Origin of the sequence: Luteibacter aegosomatis, from assembly GCF_023078455.1 — a bacterium.
Lineage (GTDB): Bacteria > Pseudomonadota > Gammaproteobacteria > Xanthomonadales > Rhodanobacteraceae > Luteibacter > Luteibacter aegosomatis.
The window spans coordinates 2,961,577-2,982,073 of the sequence record NZ_CP095740.1; the positions used below are offsets into that span (position 1 = coordinate 2,961,577).

General features: G+C 65.5%; 21 protein-coding genes and 1 tRNA gene. 12 read left to right on the forward strand and 10 right to left on the reverse strand.

All coding sequences use genetic code 11. The features are described 5' to 3' along the window. Positions 1-20 precede the first annotated feature (20 nt). Positions 21-626 (forward strand): RnfABCDGE type electron transport complex subunit B, encoded by a 606-nt coding sequence (locus tag L2Y94_RS13190; protein WP_247375239.1) that lies wholly within the window; start codon positions 21-23, stop codon positions 624-626. Then, complete coding sequence (gene nth / locus L2Y94_RS13195; RefSeq protein ID WP_247367208.1) at positions 623-1,261, forward strand: endonuclease III; 639 nt, start codon at positions 623-625, stop codon at positions 1,259-1,261. The genes L2Y94_RS13190 and nth overlap by 4 nt, the downstream gene beginning before the upstream one ends. A 90-nt stretch (positions 1,262-1,351) precedes the next feature. Here nth and L2Y94_RS13200 read toward each other — a convergent pair whose 3' ends face one another. The 3 genes from L2Y94_RS13200 to L2Y94_RS13210 form a co-directional block, all read right to left on the reverse strand. Next, positions 1,352-2,869, reverse strand: a complete 1,518-nt coding sequence (locus L2Y94_RS13200) for a SulP family inorganic anion transporter (protein ID WP_247367209.1) — start codon at positions 2,867-2,869, stop codon at positions 1,352-1,354. Positions 2,870-2,881: 12 nt separating this feature from the next. Then, positions 2,882-3,571, reverse strand: a complete 690-nt coding sequence (locus L2Y94_RS13205; protein WP_247367210.1) for a carbonic anhydrase — start codon at positions 3,569-3,571, stop codon at positions 2,882-2,884. Positions 3,572-3,700: 129 nt separating this feature from the next. Next, a complete protein-coding gene (locus L2Y94_RS13210) occupies positions 3,701-4,042 on the reverse strand; it encodes a hypothetical protein (protein WP_247367211.1) in 342 nt (113 codons plus the stop codon). A 390-nt stretch (positions 4,043-4,432) separates the two neighbouring features. Here L2Y94_RS13210 and rnt point away from each other — a divergent pair, with 390 nt between their 5' ends. From rnt to phoU, 6 genes are all read left to right on the forward strand, one after another. After that, entirely contained in the window at positions 4,433-5,092 is a 660-nt protein-coding gene (rnt, locus tag L2Y94_RS13215; RefSeq protein ID WP_247367212.1) for a ribonuclease T, read from the forward strand. Between the two features lie 200 nt (positions 5,093-5,292). Then, on the forward strand, positions 5,293-6,261 hold the full coding sequence (pstS, locus tag L2Y94_RS13220) for a phosphate ABC transporter substrate-binding protein PstS (RefSeq protein WP_247375242.1): 969 nt from the start codon (positions 5,293-5,295) through the stop codon (positions 6,259-6,261). Between the two features lie 119 nt (positions 6,262-6,380). Next, entirely contained in the window at positions 6,381-7,412 is a 1,032-nt protein-coding gene (gene pstC, locus L2Y94_RS13225) for a phosphate ABC transporter permease subunit PstC (RefSeq protein ID WP_247367213.1), read from the forward strand. Further along, positions 7,412-8,281, forward strand: a complete 870-nt coding sequence (gene pstA, locus L2Y94_RS13230) for a phosphate ABC transporter permease PstA (RefSeq protein ID WP_247367215.1) — start codon at positions 7,412-7,414, stop codon at positions 8,279-8,281. Before pstC ends, pstA begins: the two co-directional genes overlap by 1 nt. 82 nt (positions 8,282-8,363) lie before the next feature. Continuing rightward, positions 8,364-9,107, forward strand: coding sequence for a phosphate ABC transporter ATP-binding protein PstB (gene pstB, locus L2Y94_RS13235; protein WP_247375244.1), 744 nt, complete (start codon positions 8,364-8,366; stop codon positions 9,105-9,107). 24 nt (positions 9,108-9,131) lie between these two features. Next, entirely contained in the window at positions 9,132-9,845 is a 714-nt protein-coding gene (gene phoU, locus L2Y94_RS13240) for a phosphate signaling complex protein PhoU (RefSeq protein ID WP_247367218.1), read from the forward strand. A 99-nt stretch (positions 9,846-9,944) separates the two neighbouring features. On the opposite strand, the gene sugE is transcribed toward phoU, so the two are convergent. The 4 genes from sugE to rnr all read right to left on the reverse strand — a co-directional run bounded on the left by sugE (position 9,945) and on the right by rnr (position 14,289). Further along, a complete protein-coding gene (gene sugE / locus L2Y94_RS13245; protein ID WP_247367220.1) occupies positions 9,945-10,262 on the reverse strand; it encodes a quaternary ammonium compound efflux SMR transporter SugE in 318 nt (105 codons plus the stop codon). Positions 10,263-10,501: 239 nt separating this feature from the next. Further along, the gene (locus L2Y94_RS13250) at positions 10,502-10,771 is read right to left on the reverse strand and encodes a CBU_0592 family membrane protein (protein WP_247367223.1); all 270 of its coding nucleotides are present in this window, start codon (positions 10,769-10,771) and stop codon (positions 10,502-10,504) included. Continuing rightward, the gene (rlmB, locus tag L2Y94_RS13255; RefSeq protein ID WP_247367224.1) at positions 10,768-11,514 is read right to left on the reverse strand and encodes a 23S rRNA (guanosine(2251)-2'-O)-methyltransferase RlmB; all 747 of its coding nucleotides are present in this window, start codon (positions 11,512-11,514) and stop codon (positions 10,768-10,770) included. Before rlmB ends, L2Y94_RS13250 begins: the two co-directional genes overlap by 4 nt. Positions 11,515-11,517: 3 nt before the next feature. Further along, entirely contained in the window at positions 11,518-14,289 is a 2,772-nt protein-coding gene (rnr, locus tag L2Y94_RS13260; RefSeq protein WP_247367226.1) for a ribonuclease R, read from the reverse strand. A gap of 124 nt (positions 14,290-14,413) precedes the next feature. Between rnr and L2Y94_RS13265 the strand changes: the two genes are divergently transcribed. From L2Y94_RS13265 to L2Y94_RS13280, 4 genes are all read left to right on the forward strand, one after another. Continuing rightward, positions 14,414-14,498: transfer RNA gene (locus L2Y94_RS13265), tRNA-Leu, on the forward strand. A gap of 62 nt (positions 14,499-14,560) precedes the next feature. Further along, entirely contained in the window at positions 14,561-14,923 is a 363-nt protein-coding gene (locus tag L2Y94_RS13270) for a hypothetical protein (protein WP_247367228.1), read from the forward strand. Positions 14,924-14,981: 58 nt separating this feature from the next. After that, positions 14,982-15,206 (forward strand): hypothetical protein, encoded by a 225-nt coding sequence (locus tag L2Y94_RS13275; protein ID WP_247367235.1) that lies wholly within the window; start codon positions 14,982-14,984, stop codon positions 15,204-15,206. Between the two features lie 13 nt (positions 15,207-15,219). Beyond that, positions 15,220-15,726 carry a hypothetical protein gene (locus tag L2Y94_RS13280; RefSeq protein WP_247367246.1) on the forward strand — a complete coding sequence of 169 codons (507 nt, stop codon included), beginning with the start codon at positions 15,220-15,222 and terminating at the stop codon, positions 15,724-15,726. Positions 15,727-15,745: 19 nt separating this feature from the next. Here L2Y94_RS13280 and L2Y94_RS13285 read toward each other — a convergent pair whose 3' ends face one another. The 3 genes from L2Y94_RS13285 to L2Y94_RS13295 form a co-directional block, all read right to left on the reverse strand. Next, positions 15,746-17,122 (reverse strand): serine hydrolase domain-containing protein, encoded by a 1,377-nt coding sequence (locus L2Y94_RS13285; RefSeq protein ID WP_247367247.1) that lies wholly within the window; start codon positions 17,120-17,122, stop codon positions 15,746-15,748. 80 nt (positions 17,123-17,202) lie between these two features. Further along, positions 17,203-19,122 (reverse strand): RICIN domain-containing protein, encoded by a 1,920-nt coding sequence (locus tag L2Y94_RS13290; RefSeq protein WP_247367248.1) that lies wholly within the window; start codon positions 19,120-19,122, stop codon positions 17,203-17,205. Positions 19,123-19,825: 703 nt separating this feature from the next. Further along, a complete protein-coding gene (locus tag L2Y94_RS13295; RefSeq protein WP_247367249.1) occupies positions 19,826-20,476 on the reverse strand; it encodes a TetR/AcrR family transcriptional regulator in 651 nt (216 codons plus the stop codon). Positions 20,477-20,497 lie beyond the last annotated feature (21 nt).

The window sequence follows — 20,497 nt, forward strand, 5'->3', positions numbered from 1 at the left end:
CCGGCAACGCGCCAGCCATGATGCCAACGCTCGCCGACCGCATCGACGACCTGCTTCCGCAGACCCAGTGCGAACAATGCGGCTTCCACGGGTGCCGCCCTTACGCCGATGCCATCGCCGCCGACGAGGCGGACATCAACCGCTGCCCCCCGGGCGGCGCGCTCGGCATCGCCCGCCTGGCCGCGCTGCTCGACCGCCCGCCGCTGCCGCTGGACACCACGCGCGGCGTGGAGAAGCCGCGCACGCTCGCCCGCATCGTCGAGGCCGATTGCATCGGTTGCACCAAATGCATCCAGGCCTGTCCCGTCGACGCCATCGTCGGGGCGGCAAAGCTCATGCACACGGTGATGAGCGACCTATGCACCGGGTGCGAGCTCTGCGTGCCCGCCTGCCCCGTGGACTGCATCGCGCTCGATCCCATGCCGCTGGCCCACGTGGAGGATCGCCGACACGCGGACGCGGCGCGTCGTCATTTCCAGCGTCGCGAGGCGCGACTTGCCCGCGAGCGAGAAGCACGCGAACGCCAGCTCGCCGCGAGCAAGCGCGACGTCGGTGCGCCAGCCGCCCGCAACGCCGTACTCGAAGCCCTTGCCCGCGCCAAGGCGAAGAAAAAGGACAGCCCGTGAAGAAGGCCGACGTGGTCGAGATGTTCAGCCGCCTGCGCGAACTGAACCCGCATCCGAAGACCGAACTGGAATACACCACGCCCTTCGAACTGCTGGCGGCGGTAGCGTTGTCGGCGCAGGCCACCGACGTGGGCGTGAACAAGGCCACGCGAAAGTTGTTTCCCGTGGCCAATACCCCACAGAAGATCCTCAAGCTCGGTCTGGAAAAGCTCAAGGGCTATATCAGCACCATCGGCCTCTACAACAACAAGGCGAAAAACCTCATCGCCATGAGCCAAATCCTCGTCGACCGCTACGAGGGCGAGGTGCCGCGGACGCGCGAGGCGCTGGAAGAACTGCCCGGGGTCGGCCGCAAGACGGCCAACGTGGTGCTCAACACGGCGTTCGGGCTACCCACCATCGCGGTGGATACGCATATCTTCCGGGTGTCCAACCGCACGGGCCTCGCTCCAGGGCCGGACGTGCGCAAGGTCGAGGACAAGCTGGAGAAGGTGATCCCGAAGGAATTCATCCAGGATGCGCATCACTGGTTGATCCTGCACGGGCGCTACGTGTGCAAGGCGCGCAAACCGGATTGCCCGCAGTGCGTGATCGCCGATATGTGTGCCTACAAGCACAAGACCAAGGCGGACTGAAGCAAGACCCATCGTGGACACGGCCCGCTCCCACTCTCCGGTAGCGGACTCACTGCCGGAGGGCGGGAGCGGACCCTGTCCGAGGAGCTCCTAGGCCGTCTGGCGCGAGCCCTCCACCCGCCTTCCCAGCTCCTGCCAATCCACGATCAACTCGCAACCGCGCTTGGACGCGTTACGTCCCCACTCGCGCAGCAGTTCCAGCGACGCCTGGTCGACGTGATGCAAGCGGTCCATGACCACGCTCAGGCGCGTGTTCGGCGGCACCGCTTCCAGCTTGCGCGCCATGCTCGGCACCTTCAGGAAGGTCGCCGACCCTTCGAGGTGCAGCGTGGCCTGGCCCGGCTCGTCATGATGCAGAACATCCATCTTCAGCTTCGAGGAGAGCAGCGCCAGGCGCAGCAGCGACAGGCCGAAGCCGACGATCACACCGGTGAGCAGGTCGGTGGCGACGATGGCGACCGTCGTGGCGACATACACCGCCGCCGTGCCCTTGCCGTACGCGGCCAGATCCTTGATCTGTTTCGGGTTGACCATCTTCACGCCGGTGAACACCAGGATGCCCGCCAGGCACGAGACGGGCGTCATCCGCATCAGCCACGGCAACAACATCACGAAGGCGAGCAGCCACGCACCGTGGAAGATGGTGGCCATGCGTGTGGCCGAGCCGGCCTGCACGTTGGCCGCGCTGCGCACGATCACGCCGGTCATCGGCAGCGCGCCGAGGAAGCCGCAGATCATGTTGCCGACGCCCTGCGCCGCCAGTTCGCGATCGAAATTGGTGCGCGCGCCATCGTGCATGCGGTCGACCGCCGCCGCGGAGAGCAGGGTTTCCGCGCTGGCGATGAAGGCGAAGGTCGCCGCCGCCACGAGCAAGGTGGAATCGAACAATCCGAACAGGCTGCCCATGCTCGGCAAGCTCACCGCCGAGAACAGGTTGGACGGCACGTCGACGCGCTTGACGTCGAGCGCGCCGAACTGCGCGAGGGCGGTCATCGCCACCACCGCGAGCAGCGCGCCGGGTACGAAACGCAGCTTCGCCGGACGAAGCTTTTCCCAGCCGAGCATGATCGCGATGGTGCCCAGGCCGATCATCATCGCGGCGGGCATCTGCCCTTCGGCAAAGCCCGTCACCGACTCCCATGCCGCCGCCGGCAGGGCCGCGAAGTTCTCGAGGCCGCGGGCCTTGGGGATCGCATCGAGCAACACGTGCGACTGCGAGGCGACGATGAGGATGCCGATGCCCGACAACATGCCGGCCACGACCGCGGGCGAGGTCATGCGGAACCAGACGCCCACCTTGCAGAAGCCAGCGACCAACTGGATCAGGCCGGCAAGCAACACCACCGGGCCGAGGGCAGCCACGCCGTGCTCGCGCACCAGTTCGAACACCAGCACCGCCAGGCCTGCCGCCGGCCCGCTGACCTGCAACGGCGAACCGGCGATGGCACCCACCACGATGCCGCCGACGATACCGGTGATGAGACCGGCGCTGGGTGGCAGGCCCGAGGCGATGGCGATGCCCATGCAAAGCGGCAGGGCGACAAGAAAGACGACCACCGATCCAAGGAGGTCGCGGCCAAAGAGGCCTTGGGAAAAATAGGCACGCATCGTCGGGATTCCTCAGGCCGCGCTGGCCACCGTCGGGCGCACGGAGAACCGCGCGTGCGGCGTGGCATCGGGTGCCTTCGTGACGTCCGCGCCGAGCGGACGGAAGCCACCCTCCAGCGGATCGAAGGCCGTGATCTCGGTACGCGCGAAGTCGTAGATCCAGCCGTGGATGCGCAGGCTGCCGTTCGCCATGGCGGCGGCCACCGCCGGCAGGGTGCGCAAGTGCTCGAGCTGGCCCACCACGTTTTCCTCGGTGAGGTAACGCAGGCCTTCTTCGCCGAGGATCGTCGGGCGGTTTTCCGCCACCACGTAGCGCGCCACGTCGGCGTGCTTGAGCCACTGCTCCACCGAGGGCTTGCCCTTGAGCGCCGCCGGATTCTGCAAGGCCTTCATCGCGCCGCAGTCGGAATGCCCGCAGATCACGATGTGCTTCACCTTCAGCGCGGTCACCGCGTATTCGATGGCGGCGACCACGCCGCTGACGTGCTGCGCATAGGGCGGCACGATATTGCCCACGTTGCGATAGACGAACAGTTCGCCCGGCTGCGCCGAAAACATGAGCTCGGGCATCACGCGCGAGTCGGCGCAGGTGATGAACATGGTGTGCGGCGTCTGGCCGGAGGCGAGGCGCGCGAACAGCTCGCGCTGGTCGTCGGTCATTTCACGGCGAAACCGGTCGAAACCCTGGATGAGGCGTTCCATGATGGTGTTCTCTCTTTGGGGAGGTAAATCGTCGGGCACGGGCACGGAAGCCCGTGGCGTGACCGGTGGGCCGGTCACGGCTCGTAAAAGCGCGGTGTGGGGATGGCGACGCCGGGGGCGTCGCGTCGATCAGACGATCGGAGGGCGGAGGTCGAGATGCAGCCGATGCGCGACGCTGGCCGGCTCGTGGCCGGACGGACGCGACGGCGCCGAGCGCGGCACGGTCACGACGTGATGGGGAGGCACGTCGAACGTATCGTCAAGGCTCGTGGTGTTGTCTTCGAGCGACGGCAACGAGACCGGATCGGCTTCGTCGTGATCCGACTCGTTCGCCACCTGCTGGACGACGGGCATGCCGTCGTTCGCGTCGCAAGGCATCGCACGGACGCCCGCGCAGGCCACGAACAACGCCACGACCACGAGAACCATGATCGCGAGGCGGTGTGGGAAGCTGGCGAGGACGCTATGCATGCGACCGAACCTACGCAGCACATATGACCGTTGCAAGGGGTGTGAAGCGTCGGATTCATGTTCGACAACGCCTGACACACGAAAACGTGACGCACCAAGGATTTTTTCGTATCCATGGACATCGAAGCGCGCATGTCCGTTCAGATACGGACGTCCGGACGCCCGTCCCATTATTGAGATAATTCCGAAAAGTGATGAATGATCGGACGCGCCGCATCGTCCTCGACATCGAACGGCGCTTCCGCCGGTTCTCAGTCAGACGTTGGTGCGGCCGCCCGCGGCGGGGAGAACACCCGGCTTTTTTTCACGTTCTTGCCTCTTTTTGTCGAAGGCATCGGTACGTCGCCTCGACCGACCCACCTCCGACGGCACCGCTGGTATCCTTGGCGCATGGATACGACGAGCAATAGCACCGCCTCCACCATGGCTGCGCGGTTCCGGGGGTTCCTGCCCGTTATCGTGGACGTGGAAACCGGCGGTTTCGACGCCGAACGTGACGCCCTCCTGGAAATCGCGGTGGTCGCCGTCCGGATGGAGCCTTCGGGCCTGCTCGTGCCGGAACCGGCCGTGTCGGCCAACGTCGAGCCCTTCCCCGGGGCCAACATCGATCCCCGCTCCCTCGAGATCACGGGCATCGACCCCGATCATCCCTTCCGTGGCGCCCTGCCCGAACGCCAGGCGCTCGATCACGTATTCCATGCGGTGCGCGAGGCGGTAAAGCAGTCCGAGTGCCAACGCGCCGTGCTGGTGGGCCACAACGCGGCCTTCGACCTGGCGTTCCTCAATGCCGCCGTGCGCCGCGTCGGCCACAAGCGCAACCCCTTCCATCCCTTCAGCTGCTTCGACACCGCCACCCTCGGGGGGCTGGCCTACGGGCAGACGGTGCTCAGCAAGGCGGCCATCGCCGCCGGCATCGCGTTCGATACGAAAGAAGCCCATTCGGCCATCTACGATGCCGAGCGCACGGCCGAGCTGTTCTGCGAAATCGTCAACCGCTGGCGACGCCTGGAGCTGGCCGAGGGCGAAATCGGCACGTCCCTGGCCATGTGAGCCCATTCGTAACTTCCTGAATATGACAGCAAAAAGGCGGCTGTCATATGGTTGAAACATTCAACACATTTCATTGCAACACGGCAGGACTGGAATACCGCCCCGGGCGGAGTTCCGCCTGACAATCTTCCATCGAGGATCACTCCGTGTTCACACGCAAACTCCGCATCGCCGCCCTGGTCGCCGCCTCGCTGTTCGGCATGGGTGCCGCCCAGGCCACCGACATCACCGGCGCCGGTTCGAGCTTCGTCTACCCCGTGCTGTCCAAGTGGGCCGCCACGTACGCCGAAACCAGCGGCAACAAGATCAACTACCAGTCCGTCGGTTCGGGTGCGGGTATCGCGCAGATCAAGGAAGGCACCATCGATTTCGGCGCGTCCGATGCCCCGATGAGCGGTGAAGACCTCGCCAAGTTCGGCCTCGGCCAGTTCCCGAGCGTCGTCGGCGGCATCGTGCCGGTGGTGAACCTCCAGGGCGTGAAGGCCGGCGAGCTCAAGCTCACGGGTGACGTGCTCGCCAAGATCTACATGGGCCAGATCGCGATGTGGAACGACCCGGCCATCGCCGCGCTCAACCCGGGCCTGAAGCTCACCAGCACGAAGATCACCGTCGTCCATCGTTCGGACGGTTCGGGTACCTCGTTCAACTTCACCAACTACCTGTCGAAGGTCAGCCCGGAATGGGCCTCCAAGGTGAAGTTCGGCACGGCCGTCGAGTGGCCGGCCGGTGTCGGCGGCAAGGGCAACGAAGGCGTCGCCCAGTACGTGCGCCAGATCCCCGGCTCGATCGGTTATGTCGAATACGCCTACGCGAAGAAGAACGCCATCGCCTTCGCGCAGATGCAGAACGCCGCCGGCAAGTGGGTGCAGCCGACCGCCGAGACCTTCGGTGCCGCCGCCGCCACCGCCGACTGGGCTTCGGCCAAGGACTTCAACGTCATCATGACGAACGCCTCGGGCGAACAGGCGTGGCCGATCACGGCGACCACCTGGATCATCATGTACAAGAAGTCGAAGAACCCGTCGCACAGCAAGGTGGCGTTCGATTTCTTCAAGAACGCCCTCGAGAAGGGTCAGCCGGCCGCCGCCTCGCTCGACTACGTCGCCCTGCCCGACTCGCTGGTCAAGAAGATCGAAGCCTATTGGGCGTCGGATCTGGGTAACAAGTAATTCGCGATGCGACAGGCCGGGTGAAACATAACCGGTCCAGACTATCGTCCAGGGGGGCCGCCGTTCCCGAAAGGAACGGCGGCCCATAGTTTGCCAAGGCCCGGGAAACAGCGCTCATCATGCATGCCACCGCCAGCAACGCCGGAACGGGCGTCGATCGTGCCCACGAAGCGTCCCGCAACGCGAAGGATTCGCGCAACGACGTGCTCTTCGGCTGGGTGCTCAAGGCCTGCGCCCTGCTCGTCCTCGCCGCCCTCCTGGGCGCCGCCGGTTCCACGCTGTGGCTCGGCTCGGATGCCTTCCACACCTTCGGTTGGGGCTTCCCCACCAGCGCCGCATGGGATCCCAGCAACGACCAGTACGGCGCCCTGGTACCCATCATGGGCACCGTCGGCACCGCCCTCATCGCCCTGGTGGTCGCCGTGCCGATCAGCTTCGGCATCGCCCTCTTCCTGACCGAGATCGCGCCGCAGTGGCTGCGCGGGCCGGTCGCCTCGGCCATCGAACTGCTGGCCGGCATCCCCTCGATCATCTATGGCATGTGGGGCCTCTTCGTCTTCGCGCCGTTCGTCGCCGCGCATATCAAGCCCTGGCTGATGAACCACTTCAGCGCCGACCCGCCCGACGGACAGGTGTCGTGGCTGGTGCAGCACGTGCCGTTCGTCGCGAAGTTTTTCTCCAGCGAATACCCCTTCTTCGGCGCCGGCGTGCTCACCGCGGGCCTGGTGCTGGCGGTGATGATCATCCCGTTCATCTCCTCGGTGATGCGCGAGGTGTTCCAGACGGTACCGACGCGCCTCAAGGAATCGGCCTACGCGCTGGGCTCCAGCACGTGGGAAGTGGTGTGGGACATCGTGGTGCCCTATACCCGCACCGCCGTCATCGGCGGCGTGTTCCTCGGCCTGGGCCGCGCCCTGGGCGAAACCATGGCCGTGGCCTTCGTACTCGGCAACACCTTCAAGTTCTCCTGGTCGATGCTGGAAACGGGCAGCTCCATCGCCTCCACCATCGCCAACCAGTTCGGCGAAGCCCAGGGCCTGCAGCGGTCGGCGCTGATGGCGTTGGCCTTCCTGCTCTTCGTGGTGACCTTCATCGTGCTGCTCATCGCCCGCCTCATGCTTCGCCGCATGGCCACGAAGGAGGGTCGCTGATGTCCGCCTCCCTCTACACCAGGCGCCGCGTGAAAAACGTGGTGGCGATGGCCTGCAGCATCCTCGCCACCGCCATCGGCCTGTTCTTCCTGGTCTGGATCCTCTGGGAGACGCTGAGCCAGGGCATCTCGGCCCTGAAGCCCTCGTTGTTCACCAAGATCACCGCGTATCGCGAGGAAGGTGGCCTGGCCAACGCCATGGTCGGCAGCCTGATCCTCAACGTCCTCGGCATCCTGATCGCCACGCCCATCGGCGTGGCCGCGGGCACCTGGCTGGCGGAATACTCGCGGCGCTCGCGCCTGGGTCCGACCATCCGCTTCCTCAACGACATCCTGCTGTCGGCACCATCGATCGTGCTGGGCCTGTTCGTCTATACCATCGTGGTGCTGCCGTCGAAGTACCTGTCCAATGGCGAGGTCACCTTCTCGGGCGTCGCCGGCGGCGTCGCCCTGGCCTTGATCGCCCTGCCCGTCATCGTGCGCACCACCGACGAAATGCTCCGCCTGGTGCCGAGTACCCTGCGCGAAGCCGCCCTTTCGCTGGGCGTTCCGCAGTGGAAGCTCACCATGCAGATCCTCGTGCGCTCGGCGCGCTCGGGCATCGTCACGGGCGTGCTGCTGGCCCTGGCCCGCATCAGCGGCGAAACCGCGCCGCTGCTGTTCACGGCCTTCGGCAACAACTTCATGACCTTCAACCCGCTTGACAAGATGCCCAGCCTTCCGCAGGTCATCTACGAATACACGAAGGATCCCAGCCCGGACATCAACACCCTGGCCTGGGCTGGTGCGTTCGTGCTGACCATGTTCGTTCTGGCGCTCAGCCTGATCGCCCGCTTCGCCTTCTCGCGCTCCAAGGTGTCCAATGACTAACATGAACGAAGTCGCCTCCCAGCCGGGCTTCGGCACCTCGCCGCATGCCGCCACCGCCGACCTCGGCCAGGTTCCCGCGAAGATGACCGTGCGCGACCTGAACTTCTACTACGGCGAGTTCCATGCGCTGAAGCACATCGCGCTGGACGTCCCGGAGAAGAAGGTCACCGCCATCATCGGCCCCTCGGGCTGCGGCAAGTCCACGCTGCTGCGCATCTTCAACCGCATCTACGCCATCTACCCCGGCCTGCGCGCGCAGGGCGAGATCGTGCTCGACGGCGAGAACATCCTCGATCCGAAGTACTCGCTCAACCGCCTCCGCAGCAAGGTGGGCATGGTGTTCCAGAAGCCCGTGCCGTTCCCGATGACCATCTTCGAGAACGTGGCCTACGGCATCCGCCACCACGAGAAGCTCAGCCGCTCGCAGATGGAAGATCGCGTCGAACAGGCCCTGCGCGGCGCCGCGCTTTGGGACGAGGTGAAGGACAAGCTCAAGCAGAGCGCGCTCGGCCTCTCCGGCGGCCAGCAGCAGCGTCTGTGCATCGCCCGCGGCATCGCGCTCAAGCCCGAGGTGCTTCTGCTCGACGAGCCCACCTCCGCGCTCGATCCCATCGCCACCAGCCGCATCGAACAGCTCGTGGAAGAGCTCAAGAAAGACTTCACGATCGTCATCGTCACGCACAACATGCAGCAGGCGGCGCGCTGCTCCGACATGACCGCCTTCATGTACATGGGCGAGCTGATCGAGTTCGACAAGACCGAAAAGATCTTCACGAAGCCGGACAAGAAGCAGACCGAAGACTACATCACCGGCCGTTTCGGCTAAGCCCCCTTCTTTGCGAGGCATGCGATGAACACTCCGCACCAGCACATCATCAAGAGCTACGACGACGAGCTCAAGCGCCTGACCGGCGAGATCGTGAGGATGGGCGAGCTGGCCGTGGCCCAGCTCGAAGCCGCCATCGACGTGGTGCAGCGCCGCGACGAGCGCGCCGCCCAGCGCGTGGTCGACAACGACGACGCCCTCGACGCGCTCGAGCACGACATCAGCCAGGACGTGGTGCGCCTGCTGGCCTTGCGCGCGCCCATCGCGGGCGACCTGCGCAACGTCTTCGCCGCGCTGCGCATCGCCGCCGACATCGAGCGCATCGGCGATTACGCCGCCAACGTGGCCAAGCGTTCCATCCCGCTCAGCCGCGTCGCGCCGATCGCCGCCGCCGGCGGCCTGGCCAATCTCGCCGAACTGGCCGCCGAACAGCTACGCCATGTGCTCAAGGCGTATCACGACCAGGACGCCGAGGCGGCCTACGAGGTGTGGAAGTCCGACGCCGAACTGGACGAGGCGTATACGGTGGTGTTCCGCGCCCTCCTCACCTACATGATGGAAGACCCGCGCAACATCACGCCGTGCACGCACCTGCTGTTCATGGCGAAGAATATCGAGCGCATCGGCGACCACGCCACCAACATCGCGGAAAACGTGTGGTTCGTGGTGCACGGCGAACCGCTCGTGGCGCCGCGCGTGAAGCGCGACGAGACGGCCAACCCGGACTTCAACAAATAAGGGCAAGCGTGCCGCAAGGCCCATCGCGGACAGGGTCCGCTCCCACCCTTCGGTAGAAAGGTCGCTATCGAAGGGTGGGAACGGGCCCTGCCCGCGATTTCAAGCCGCCGTGAGCTTCAGGCCGACGATACCGGCCACGATCAGGCCGACGCACACCAGCCGCGACGGCTGCGCGGACTCGCCGAACAGCACGATGCCGAGCGTTACCGCACCGACCGCGCCGATACCCGTCCACACCGCATACGCCGTACCCAGCGGCAGTTTTTTCGCCGCCATGGCGAGCAACACGATGCTGACCACCATCGCCAGGCCTGTGAGCACGCTCGGCACGAGCCGGGTGAACCCTTCGGTGTATTTCAGGCCAACGGCCCAGGCGACCTCGAACAGGCCAGCCACGAAGAGAATGAGCCAATACATGGTTCGTTTCCGTCAGGAGCGGGGTCGTCCCCGCGAGTGACGTGCGCCATGGGGCCGTCCCCATGGGCGGACCGGCGTTGCGCCGGCCCTTCATTCATTCTATCGAGCCAGCCTGACCCGGATGTAACCGCTTTACCGCTTCGTTGGCTTTTCGCCGATACGATCGGCTCCCACCCCTTCGGTAGACAGTCTCCTACCGAAGGGGTGGGAGCCGATCGTATCGGCGAAACAGGGTTGCCTCAGGGCACGATTTCCGCCGCCCGCCTCGCCCGCACCCCACGCACGATCCCGTACACGCTGATCAGGAACCACGCCAGCTCCTGCAGGAACGCCGAGAGATTGAACGTACCGAAGATCAGCGACAGCAGGATGCCGAACGCGCCCACCAGGTTCATCACCTGGTAGGGATAGCCCTGCCCCGACAGCTTGTGCGCCTGGAGCAGGAAAAACGCCACGAGCACCAGCGCCACGCCGATCAGGCCAGCCCAGTCATGCCAGAACAGGTTCATCGCTTGGCTCCTCGTTGCCGCAAGGCCTCGAACAACACCACGCCGGTCGCCACGGACACGTTGAGGCTCTCCATGTTGCCCGGCATCGGGATCTTCGCCACGAAGTCGCAGGTCTCGCGGGTGAGGTGGCGCATGCCGTCGCCTTCGCTGCCCAGCACCAGGGCCACCGGCCCCTTCAGGTCGACGTCGTAGAGCGACTGCTCGGTATCGCCCGCCAGGCCGGTGATCCACACGCCCGCGTCCTTCAGCGCACGAAGGGCACGCGCCAGGTTGGTTACCGCAAGCATTGGCACGAGATCCGCCCCACCCGCGGACGCGCGACGCACGGTGGGCGTGATGCCCACCGCGCGATCCTTGGGCACGATCACCGCCGTCACCTTCGCCGCGGCAGCGCTGCGCAGGCAGGCACCGAGGTTGTGCGGATCGGTGACGCCGTCGAGCACCAGCACCAGCGCGTCGGAACCGGCGGCTTCGAGCAGCCCCTCCAGATCGCGCTCGTCCTTGAGCGGCGGCGTTTCGTAGCGTGCGATCACGCCCTGGTGACGCGGCTCGCCGCCGATGCGCTCGAGGTTGTCCTTGCCGACCGACTTCACCTGGATACCGCGCTTGCGTGCCTGCGCGGCGATGTCGTTCACGCGCGCGTTCTTCGAGTTCTGCTCGATAAGTACTTCACGGACTCGCTCCGGGTCGTTGGCGAGGGCGCCTTCCACCGGATTGATGCCGACGATCCACGTCTCGCTCATGACTTACGACTTGCTCCTGGGTTTGCGCGATGCCGACTTCGTCGCCGGGGCCTTCGTTTCGGAAGCCTTTTTCGCGACGGTCTTCTTCACCGCGGTTTTCTTCGCGACGGCTTTTTTGGCGACAGCCTTCTTCGCCACCGCTTCCCTACCGATCGCCTGTCTGGCGGTCGCCTTGCCATTTGGCCGTGCCGCCGCCACGTCCTTCGCGGCAACCTTCCCGGCCGGAGCTTTCGAGACCGCGGCGGGCTTGCGTGCCGACACATCGGCGCCCGAACGCGACCGGCGCGACGGAACGACCTCGACCGGCTCGACCGACGGCCGCGCATCATCGCCAACCGGCGCGGGAGGAGCAACCCCGGCTTTCGCCTTGCGCGTGCCGCCGAGCCTCTGCGCCATCTTCTTCACGGCACGGCCGATGGCCTTGCCCGCTTCGGCCATGGCGTTGCCGGGCGTGGACTCCTTCGCGACCGGAGCCGGTACGGCGACGGGCTTGGGCAGCGACTGCAGGCGGGCCACGAGCCGGAAATCGATCTTGCGATCTTCCAGGCTCGCGCGTAGCACCTGCACGCTCACGTAATCGCCCAGGCGATAGCTCGCGCCGGTGCGCTCGCCCGCCAGCAGGTGACGGGTGGGATCGAACTTGTAGTAGTCGTTGGGCAGTTGCGATACGTGGACGAGGCCGGAAACCCGCGAGGCCGCCAGCTCCACGAACAAACCGAACGACGTGACGCCCGTAATGGTGCCGGCGAACTCCTCGCCCACGTGCTTTTCCATCCATGCGCACTTGAAGCGCTCGTCGACGTCCCGCTCGGCTTCTTCCGCGCGGCGCTCGCGCTGCGAGCAATGCACGGCCATCGCGGCCATCTGCGCCTCGCTGTAGACGTAGTCCGACGGCTTACCCTTGGTAATGGCATAACGGATCGCGCGATGCACCAGCAGGTCGGGGTAGCGGCGGATCGGCGAGGTGAAATGCGCGTACGCATCCAGCGCCAGGCCGAAGTGGCCCTGGTTTTCCGGGTGGTACACGGCCATGCTCTGGGACCGCAGCAGCACCGACTGGATCAATTCCGCTTCGGGACGATCCTGCACCTTCTTCAGCAGCGCCGAGAAATCCGCCGGCGTCACCTCGTCGGCCGGGGGCAGCTTCAGCTTGAACTCGCGCAGGAACTGGAGGAGGTCTTCGTATTTCTCCGCCGGCGGCGGCGCATGCACGCGGTAGAGCGCGGGAATCCTGCGCCGGGAGAGGAATTTCGCGGCCTGCACGTTGGCCGCGATCATGCATTCCTCGATGAGCTTGTGCGCGTCGTTGCGCTCGGAGGCGCCCATCGACACCACGTCGCCCGACGGCGCGAGGCGAAATTTCACCTCGGGCGTCTCGAAATCGATGGCCCCGCGACGCTTGCGTGCTTTCGCCATGGCCTTGTAGAGGCGATGCAGGTTTTCCACCTGGGGCAGCACGTCCGCGATCTCCCGGCGCACTTCGGCGTCGCGCTCCCCCACCGCCTGCCAGACCTTGGTATAGGTCAGGCGTGCGTGCGAATACATCACCGCCTCGTAGAACTTCGCGTGCTGCACTTCGCCCTGCTCGTCCACCTCCATGTCGCAGACCATGCACAGGCGATCCACGCGCGGATTGAGCGAACAGATGCCGTTGGATAACGTTTCCGGCAGCATCGGCACCACGAAGCCGGGGAAGTACGTCGACGTGCTGCGTTCGTAGGCCTCGGTGTCGAGCGGCGTGCCGATGGGCACGTAATGCGAGACGTCGGCGATGGCCACGATGAGACGGAACCCGCCGCCCTTCAGCGGCTCGGCATAGACGGCGTCGTCGAAGTCGCGCGCATCCTCGCCGTCGATGGTCACGAGCGGCAGGTCGCGCAGGTCGACCCGGCCCTTGCGCTCGGCGGCGGTGACCTTCGGTTCCACCTCCTCGGCCTGGCGCACTACCTGGGCCGGCCATTCATGCGGCAGGTCGTGGCTGGCGATGGCCATTTCCACCACCAGCGACGGTTGCAGGCGCTGGCCGAGCACGGCGCGGATGGTACCCATCGGACCGCGATGCGGCGTCGGCGGATCGGTGATCTCGGCCACCACGATCTCGCCCGAACGGGCGCCCGCGTCGCGGCCGGCGGGAATCATGATGTTCTGGTGCAGGCGGCGGTCGTCCGGTTCGACGAGGGTGACCCCGTTCTCCACCACGATGCGACCCACCAGGCGCGGCGAACGGCGTTCCAGCACCTCGACGATCGCACCCTGGCGGCGGCCGCGGCGGTCGATGCCGACCACGCTGGCGAGCACGCGGTCGCCGTGCAGCACGCTGCGCATCTGCGAGGGCGAGAGGTAGAGGTCATCCCCACCCTCGTCGGGTCGAAGGAAACCGTAACCCTCGGCATTGGCGATCACGCGGCCGGGGATGAGGCTGAGCTTCTGCGCGGGCGCATAGCCGCCCCGCCGGTTACGCAGGAGCTGGCCGTCGCGGATCATCGCCGCGAGGCGCTTGCCCAGCGCGTTGATCTCGTAATCGGTGAACAGGCGCAGGGCGCGTGCGATGTCCTCCGCGGACACCAGTTCGCCGCGCTGCTCGAGGAGCGCGAGGATCGCCTCGCGGCTGGGAATGGGCTGATCGTAGCGCTGCGCCTCGCGCTCGGCGTGTGGATCGTTCACGGCCGGCGGCGGCAGCCGGTCGCGGTATTTGGCCAGCGCCTTGCCCGGGCGCGTAGCCTTGGCTTTACGGGGGCCTTTATCGCCACCGGAACCTTTCTTTTTCTTCGTCACGTAGGGACCTTGCAGGGGGCCGTTCACTTTTTTGGCGGCCGTGGTGAAAAATCGTTGACAAGCTTACCCGACCTGCCTAATCTACGCGGCTCACGGGGCAGACACGTCTGCTACCGGGACACCTGCCCAGGTGGCGGAATTGGTAGACGCACTAGTTTCAGGTACTAGCGGGTAAAACCGTGGAGGTTCGAGTCCTCTCTTGGGCACCAATTATAAGACAAAGCCTCGCAGCGATGCGGGGCTTTGTTTTTTCCGGTATCTCGAAGATCCCATGACCCCTGGCCCACACCTGCCGAACGGACTGCCTGCCGACGCCCTGGCCCTCCTCGCGCAAGCGGCGGAAGCCCGCAACGCCATGGACAAGGCGGCGCGCGATACCGCCCTGGCCGCCGACGAACTGCGGCGGTACGCGAAGTTCTCACGCCCCGGCCAGCCCTCGGCGCACATCGTGCAGCTGCGTCAGAAGCAGGCCACGGCGCGCATCGAGTCCGCGCGTTCGCGGCAAGCGTTTCTTGTCGCCGCCAACGGATTCGTCCACGCATCCGGGCTGGCCGTGCCCAAGGGCATGTCGCTGGAGGCCTACGTGCTGGAATGGATTCGTCGGTCGGCCGAAGACATCACCGGTCGGAAGTAGCCGCCGCATGTTTGAATTCAGGCGTAACATGGCTTGAACTCCAGCTAGGTACTTACGGATGACCGCCCGTTTCTCTCCTAACCTGGCCGCCATACGCGCCGGCGCGTTCTTCGGGATTCTCGCCATGTTCAGCCTGGTGGTACTGATACCCATCGGCCTGGAAAAGCTCTTCGGCTTGCCCATCGCCAAGGCCTGGGGCCTCGGCGACCTGGCCGCGCCGCTTTGCCTTGCGGGCGCCCTGCCCGGTGCAGCATTTGCCACCCGTCGCCGAAAAGCCTCGTAAGCGATCTGCCGCGATGGTCGACCTCGAGTTGGGCACGAATCAGCGTATCGTCTGCGCCATTGGCGTCCTGGTGCTTGAAAGCCAGGGGCTGGAACAACTTTTAAAGTTCATCGTTCCCATGACAGATGCCGGAGACCCGTCCATCGCTGGCATTCTCGATCGTGCTTCCGCACTTGCCAGCAAGCCGCTGGGCTTACTTTCAAGTCGTTTTGTGGATGCATGCGTTGGCGACACGGATTCGCTGATGGCGCTTATCAAGCAAGTGGTCTCCGAGCGAAATGAGGTCGTTCACCACTTCGGGCATCGATTCGGACCGCTGCTTGCCTCGGGCCATCACGCGGAGGTATTGGACGAACTGCGAGCGAGGAATAGGCGAGCCCGAGAGCTCAGGCATCTCCTCCAACCGATTGTCCTCGCCGTTATGGAAGCACTTCGCGACGGTGTCTATGCGAACACTTCCGAATACCAGGAAATGTCGGAGCTATGTATGTCACTACGTGATCGCTGGGCTGAACAATGATCGATAAGACGGCCTGGCATCAATGTGTTCGCGACTTCCTACATTCGGCGACACGCTGCTCGACACGTCCCGCATCGGCGCCATCGGCGTGAAACGCCAACGCGGTGACGGCTCCCGAGCGGTCGCGTTGCGGACGCAGGTAATCGATGCCGTCTCCCGCGTACAGGAGTACGTCGTCCGCCGCGGTGTATAGCCGCCGTTGCGGGCCATCGTCACGACGAATCCATGCCGCGCCATCCTTTATAGCCACGCTATGGCACCCACCACCTTCGATCGCATAGGTGCCGACCACCGCGCCGAGGCTCGATGCGCTCCACGGCGTGGCGGTGAAGGATCGATACGGCCGCCCCATGACCGTTGCCGCGATGCGATGCGCCAGCGAACGCGCCAGCCACGTGGGCGCGTCGGAGTTTTCCAGCACGGCCACGGCGATGTCTTCACCGGGCAGATAGACGTAGTGAGCGGAATATCCCTCGATGCCTCCGGAGTGCTCGACGATCGCCGTGCCGCGCAAGGTCCCCGGCACCATGCCCATGCCGTAAGGCAAGTCCACGTCGCCGATGCGTGCGGGCGTGGCCATGGCCTGGAAGGCCTGCTTTCCCGGCACGTGACCGGTCGCCAGGCCGTGCAGCAGCATCGCGATGTCCGATGCCGTCGACGTCATTCCACCGGCCGCGCCCGGCCCCGATATGGAATAGGCCACCGGACGGACGACCTTCCCTGCCTCGTCGACCGAATAACCCGGCGCCATGCGCGGCACGATGGCCGCGTCGTCGTGGAATCCCGTATGCGTCAGGCCGAGCGGCGCCAGCACGAGGTCGTTCTCCGCTTGGTACCACGGCTTGCCCGTGATCTTTTCGAGAATGGCGCCGAGGAGCATGTAGCCGGAATTGCTGTATCGCCAATCCGTACCGGGGGCGAAATCGAGTGGAACCGAACCGATATGCCGAACCAGGCCAGGCGTATCGAGTACATCGGTCAACGGCACGTCCCATCCGTCACTCACGCCGGAGGTATGCGTCAACAGTTCGCGTATCGTGATGTCCTTCGCATGGGGAAATTCGGGAAGCCAGGTGGACAGCCTGGCGTCGAGGTCGATGCGACCTTGCGCATGCAGACGCAGGATCGTCGCGGCGGTGATCGTCTTGGTCAGCGAACCGATCCGCAGGACGCTCGCGGCTTCCATGGGGACGCCCAGTTCCATGCTTGCCAAGCCGCGCGCCTGGGCGTACACGATGCGACCGCCCTGGGAAACCGCCACGGTCGCGCCCGGACCATCCGTTGCGATCGTGTCGACGATGGCATCCACCCGCGATGTCCACGCGGGCACGTCCTCGCCCGATGCCACGGTGCTGAAAGCAAGCAGGATCGACGCAACCCTCCAGCACATCTTCATGGCGTCCCCCTCCGTATGCGGTATCACTTTAGTGGCGCTCCTGGACGAGGTCCAGGAGCGCCCGGTTTCGGCGTTGCGATCTACAGGCCGGCGCGCAACACGATCGGCGTCCATCGCTGCTCCGCGCCGACGGGGCCGTAACGCCCCATCCACTCGGCGGGAACGGTTCCCGCTTGCGTGCCGAAAGGCGCCGGCACGAGTTCGCCCGCCAGTGGCGCGTTGGGGTATCCGGACCACGGCTTGAGCGCCGAAGCGTGGGGATTGACCGGGGTGGCGTCGAACCGACCGGCCGGCGCGAAAAAGCGCAGGTTGCCGTTTTCCACGTACAGCCGGTGGTAACGATCGCCATAACCGCTATGGATACGGTCCGCCCGCCACTCCCACACCTGGTTGTTCGACAGCGAGCACCGTGCCGTCACCAGCACGCGCCGATCGAGATCGGCCTGCAGGCATCGACCGTCGGCCCGATTGACGTAACGCCCCTCGCTGTCGAAGCCCCACATCTGGGCGCGGTTCGTGGGATCGCACGATGCCAGTCTCACCACCTGGCCGTCCTGCGCGATGCATCCTCCCAGACCCTCGTTGGAACGAAGAAGCACGGTGATTTCGCTGGAGAGGAAGGGATGGGAAAGATCCAGGTCGTAGGACACCGACTTCGACACCGCGATCGTCCGGTCGTCATGTTTCCAGTCCGAACGCTCCCACCACCATGTCTTTTCGTTACGGTCGTACCCGAGGTCGATACGCACGTTGGCCATGCCTTCGTAACCGCCCGGAAGTTTCCAGCCCGACCACGTCGCCATCGTGGCGCTTCGCATCATCGGCGTCATTCGCTTTTCAGTGAGCTCCACCTTGTCCGCATACACGCGTTCGACGAGCGAGTGTTTCAATGCCGGAGCGATCGGTGCCTCCCACAGGATCCGTGTTCCCTTGTCGGTCGGGCGTGCCACGAGGGAGTAGTCGTTGAAGCGGAAACGAAGCTCCTCCCGGCTTGTATACGCATAGTTGAACGCCAGGTTGAAGGGAATCTTCGCGGCCAGGAGGGCATCCGGCTTGCCGTCGACCGAAAGCGAATCGCCCGACGTGCCTCCGATGCCGAGGGTCCTCTCCTTGGTTTCGGCGTAATCGAACTCGGTACGGCCGTCGCTGAGCGGGAGATAGTCCACCATCGACGCCGTCGCATTCGTCGCGGTTACCCTGTGGCTCACGCGATAGACCCATGGCAGGTAGGCCGCCGTGAGGTTCTCGCCCTGCTTGTGCCCTTCGTGGATGCCGGCTCGCGTGGGCGTCACGGAGGGCCACGTATGCACGTGGATTTCTTTCTCGTCGCCGGTGCGGGTAGCGCTGCGGATGACGTCGATGGACAACCGCCCCGTGATCTCGTCGCTGCCGGTGTCGATCACGCCCTCGTGGATGCGCAACATCGGGACAGAGGCCGATTCGGGGGTCGCGGCGAGTCGCCCCTTGGCCCCCTCTTCTTCGGCACGATGCTGGAAGTCGACCAGTTCCTTCGCGAGTGCATGGGTCCAATGCGCATCCCAGTGCGTGTTTCCGGAGGCCACGCTCAGCACGTCGATGTCGCCGTCGGGTTCGCGGACGAAGATCACGTCGCCTGCGGGCGGCGCGATCCCGAAGAATCGGGCCACCGCCTGCCGCTCGGCGCCCTCCATGCACACGAAAACCGGTACGCCGGCGTGGAACAGTTCCCATAGGCGCGCACGCGCGTCACCCAGGTTCTCCAGTTCGTTCGCGGCGACGAGCGCCAGGGCGCGAGGGTCGGCGACGGGAAAGTCGCCGGCAACGAGCCCCGTCGATCGCCGGGAAGCCGGGCCGGACGCGTCGAGCAGGTCATGGATATGCCCTTCATGCTTGCCGAAGACGATGAGCGGAGGGTCGGTGACCTCGGTCGTCGAGGCGAAAGCGTGAGGAGCAAGGCCAAGCAAGAGGATGGCGCCGATGGCGGATGTCAGCGAACGTCGATAGGGGGATGCGGACTTCATAACGTCTCCTTGTTGTGTCCGCTCTCAACACTAGCCAGCCGAATCGCTTTGTCGATAAGCGAATGGCTCAAGCCGAAGCGAGGCATCCGCGGCTGCCGATGCCTTGGCGATGAGCGAGGCACCCTGTTTTCAACACGTTATGCCGCCGCGACCATCCGTTCACCTAGTGGGGTCCGCCCCCAGCGCCAGCCTTCCCTTACCCCGGCCGCATCCGTCCGCCGACAGGAAACGGAAGCTTTGTCCGATTCTGACGAACAACCTGGCGACAGCGCCGGTTACGTGCCGTCTCACGGACGGAGGGCGTCCCTCGAAAACGCCTGGGCCTGCGCCTCAGGGCGGCCTGCGCCCCCCGCACCAGATCGAGGAACGCACGCAATCCGGCCGACATATGCCGACGCGCGGGGTAAAGGTTTTTTCCGGATCGCTCTCCTACGAGCGGGCCTCGCAGGGCATCACCGTGAAGATCGTCGAACCCGGCGGCGTGCTCGATACCGGGTTCGGCGGCCGCTCGGCCAGCGAGGCCGACCGGATGGGCGTATTGGCGGACTACGAAGCCTTCGCCACGGCCAAGCGCCTCGCGCGACGTGGCGAAGGCGATCTTCGACGCCGTGACCGACGGCACCGATCGCCTGCGCTATCTCGCCACGGAAGACATCCGTCCGCTGGTCGCGGCCCCATACCTCCGAAGAAGCCTGCATGGCCTTCATGCGGGCAAGCTTCCGTGCCTGAGGGACGACGCCAGCAGATAGGCTCGGGACATCGCCGGCAGCTCGCTGCGCAGGAGCGCGATGCTTTCCGCGGACGCGTCCTTCTCGAGCACGACCTGGACGGTGCCGGTCAGCAGGATGCGCCACGCACGGGCGATCCTGTCGGGATCGTCGAAGCGGGTGTCGGGAACGCCGCGCAGGAGATCGGCGAGAATCCGCTCCGCGCGCCGGACGATGTCGGCAACGAGGGCGGCCGTTTCCAGTTCGGCCGCCACCACGTACAGCGCCCGGGTGCCGGGCATGCCGTCGAGTTTCGCCTCCAGGTAGGCCCCGGCCATGCCCTCGGCGATCTCCGCCAACGGCGCATCGCGCAGCCGGGAAGCCGCGGCATGCATGGCCGCGACGACATCTTCCAGGTAGTCCTCCAGCACGGCGTACAGCAACGCGTTCCGGTGCGGGAAATACTGGTACATGGTGCCGACGGACACGCCCGCGCGGGCGGCTACCCGGGTCGTGGTCAGGCCCGCGTAGCCGTCGACCAGCAAAACCTGAATGGTCGCCTCGAAAATGGCGGCGACCGTGGCCGCCGAGCGGGCCTGGCGCGGTGTTTTCCGAGGCTTTAGGGCTTCCGTGGGTACGACGGGCATATGCGAATGTAAAAGCGTGGG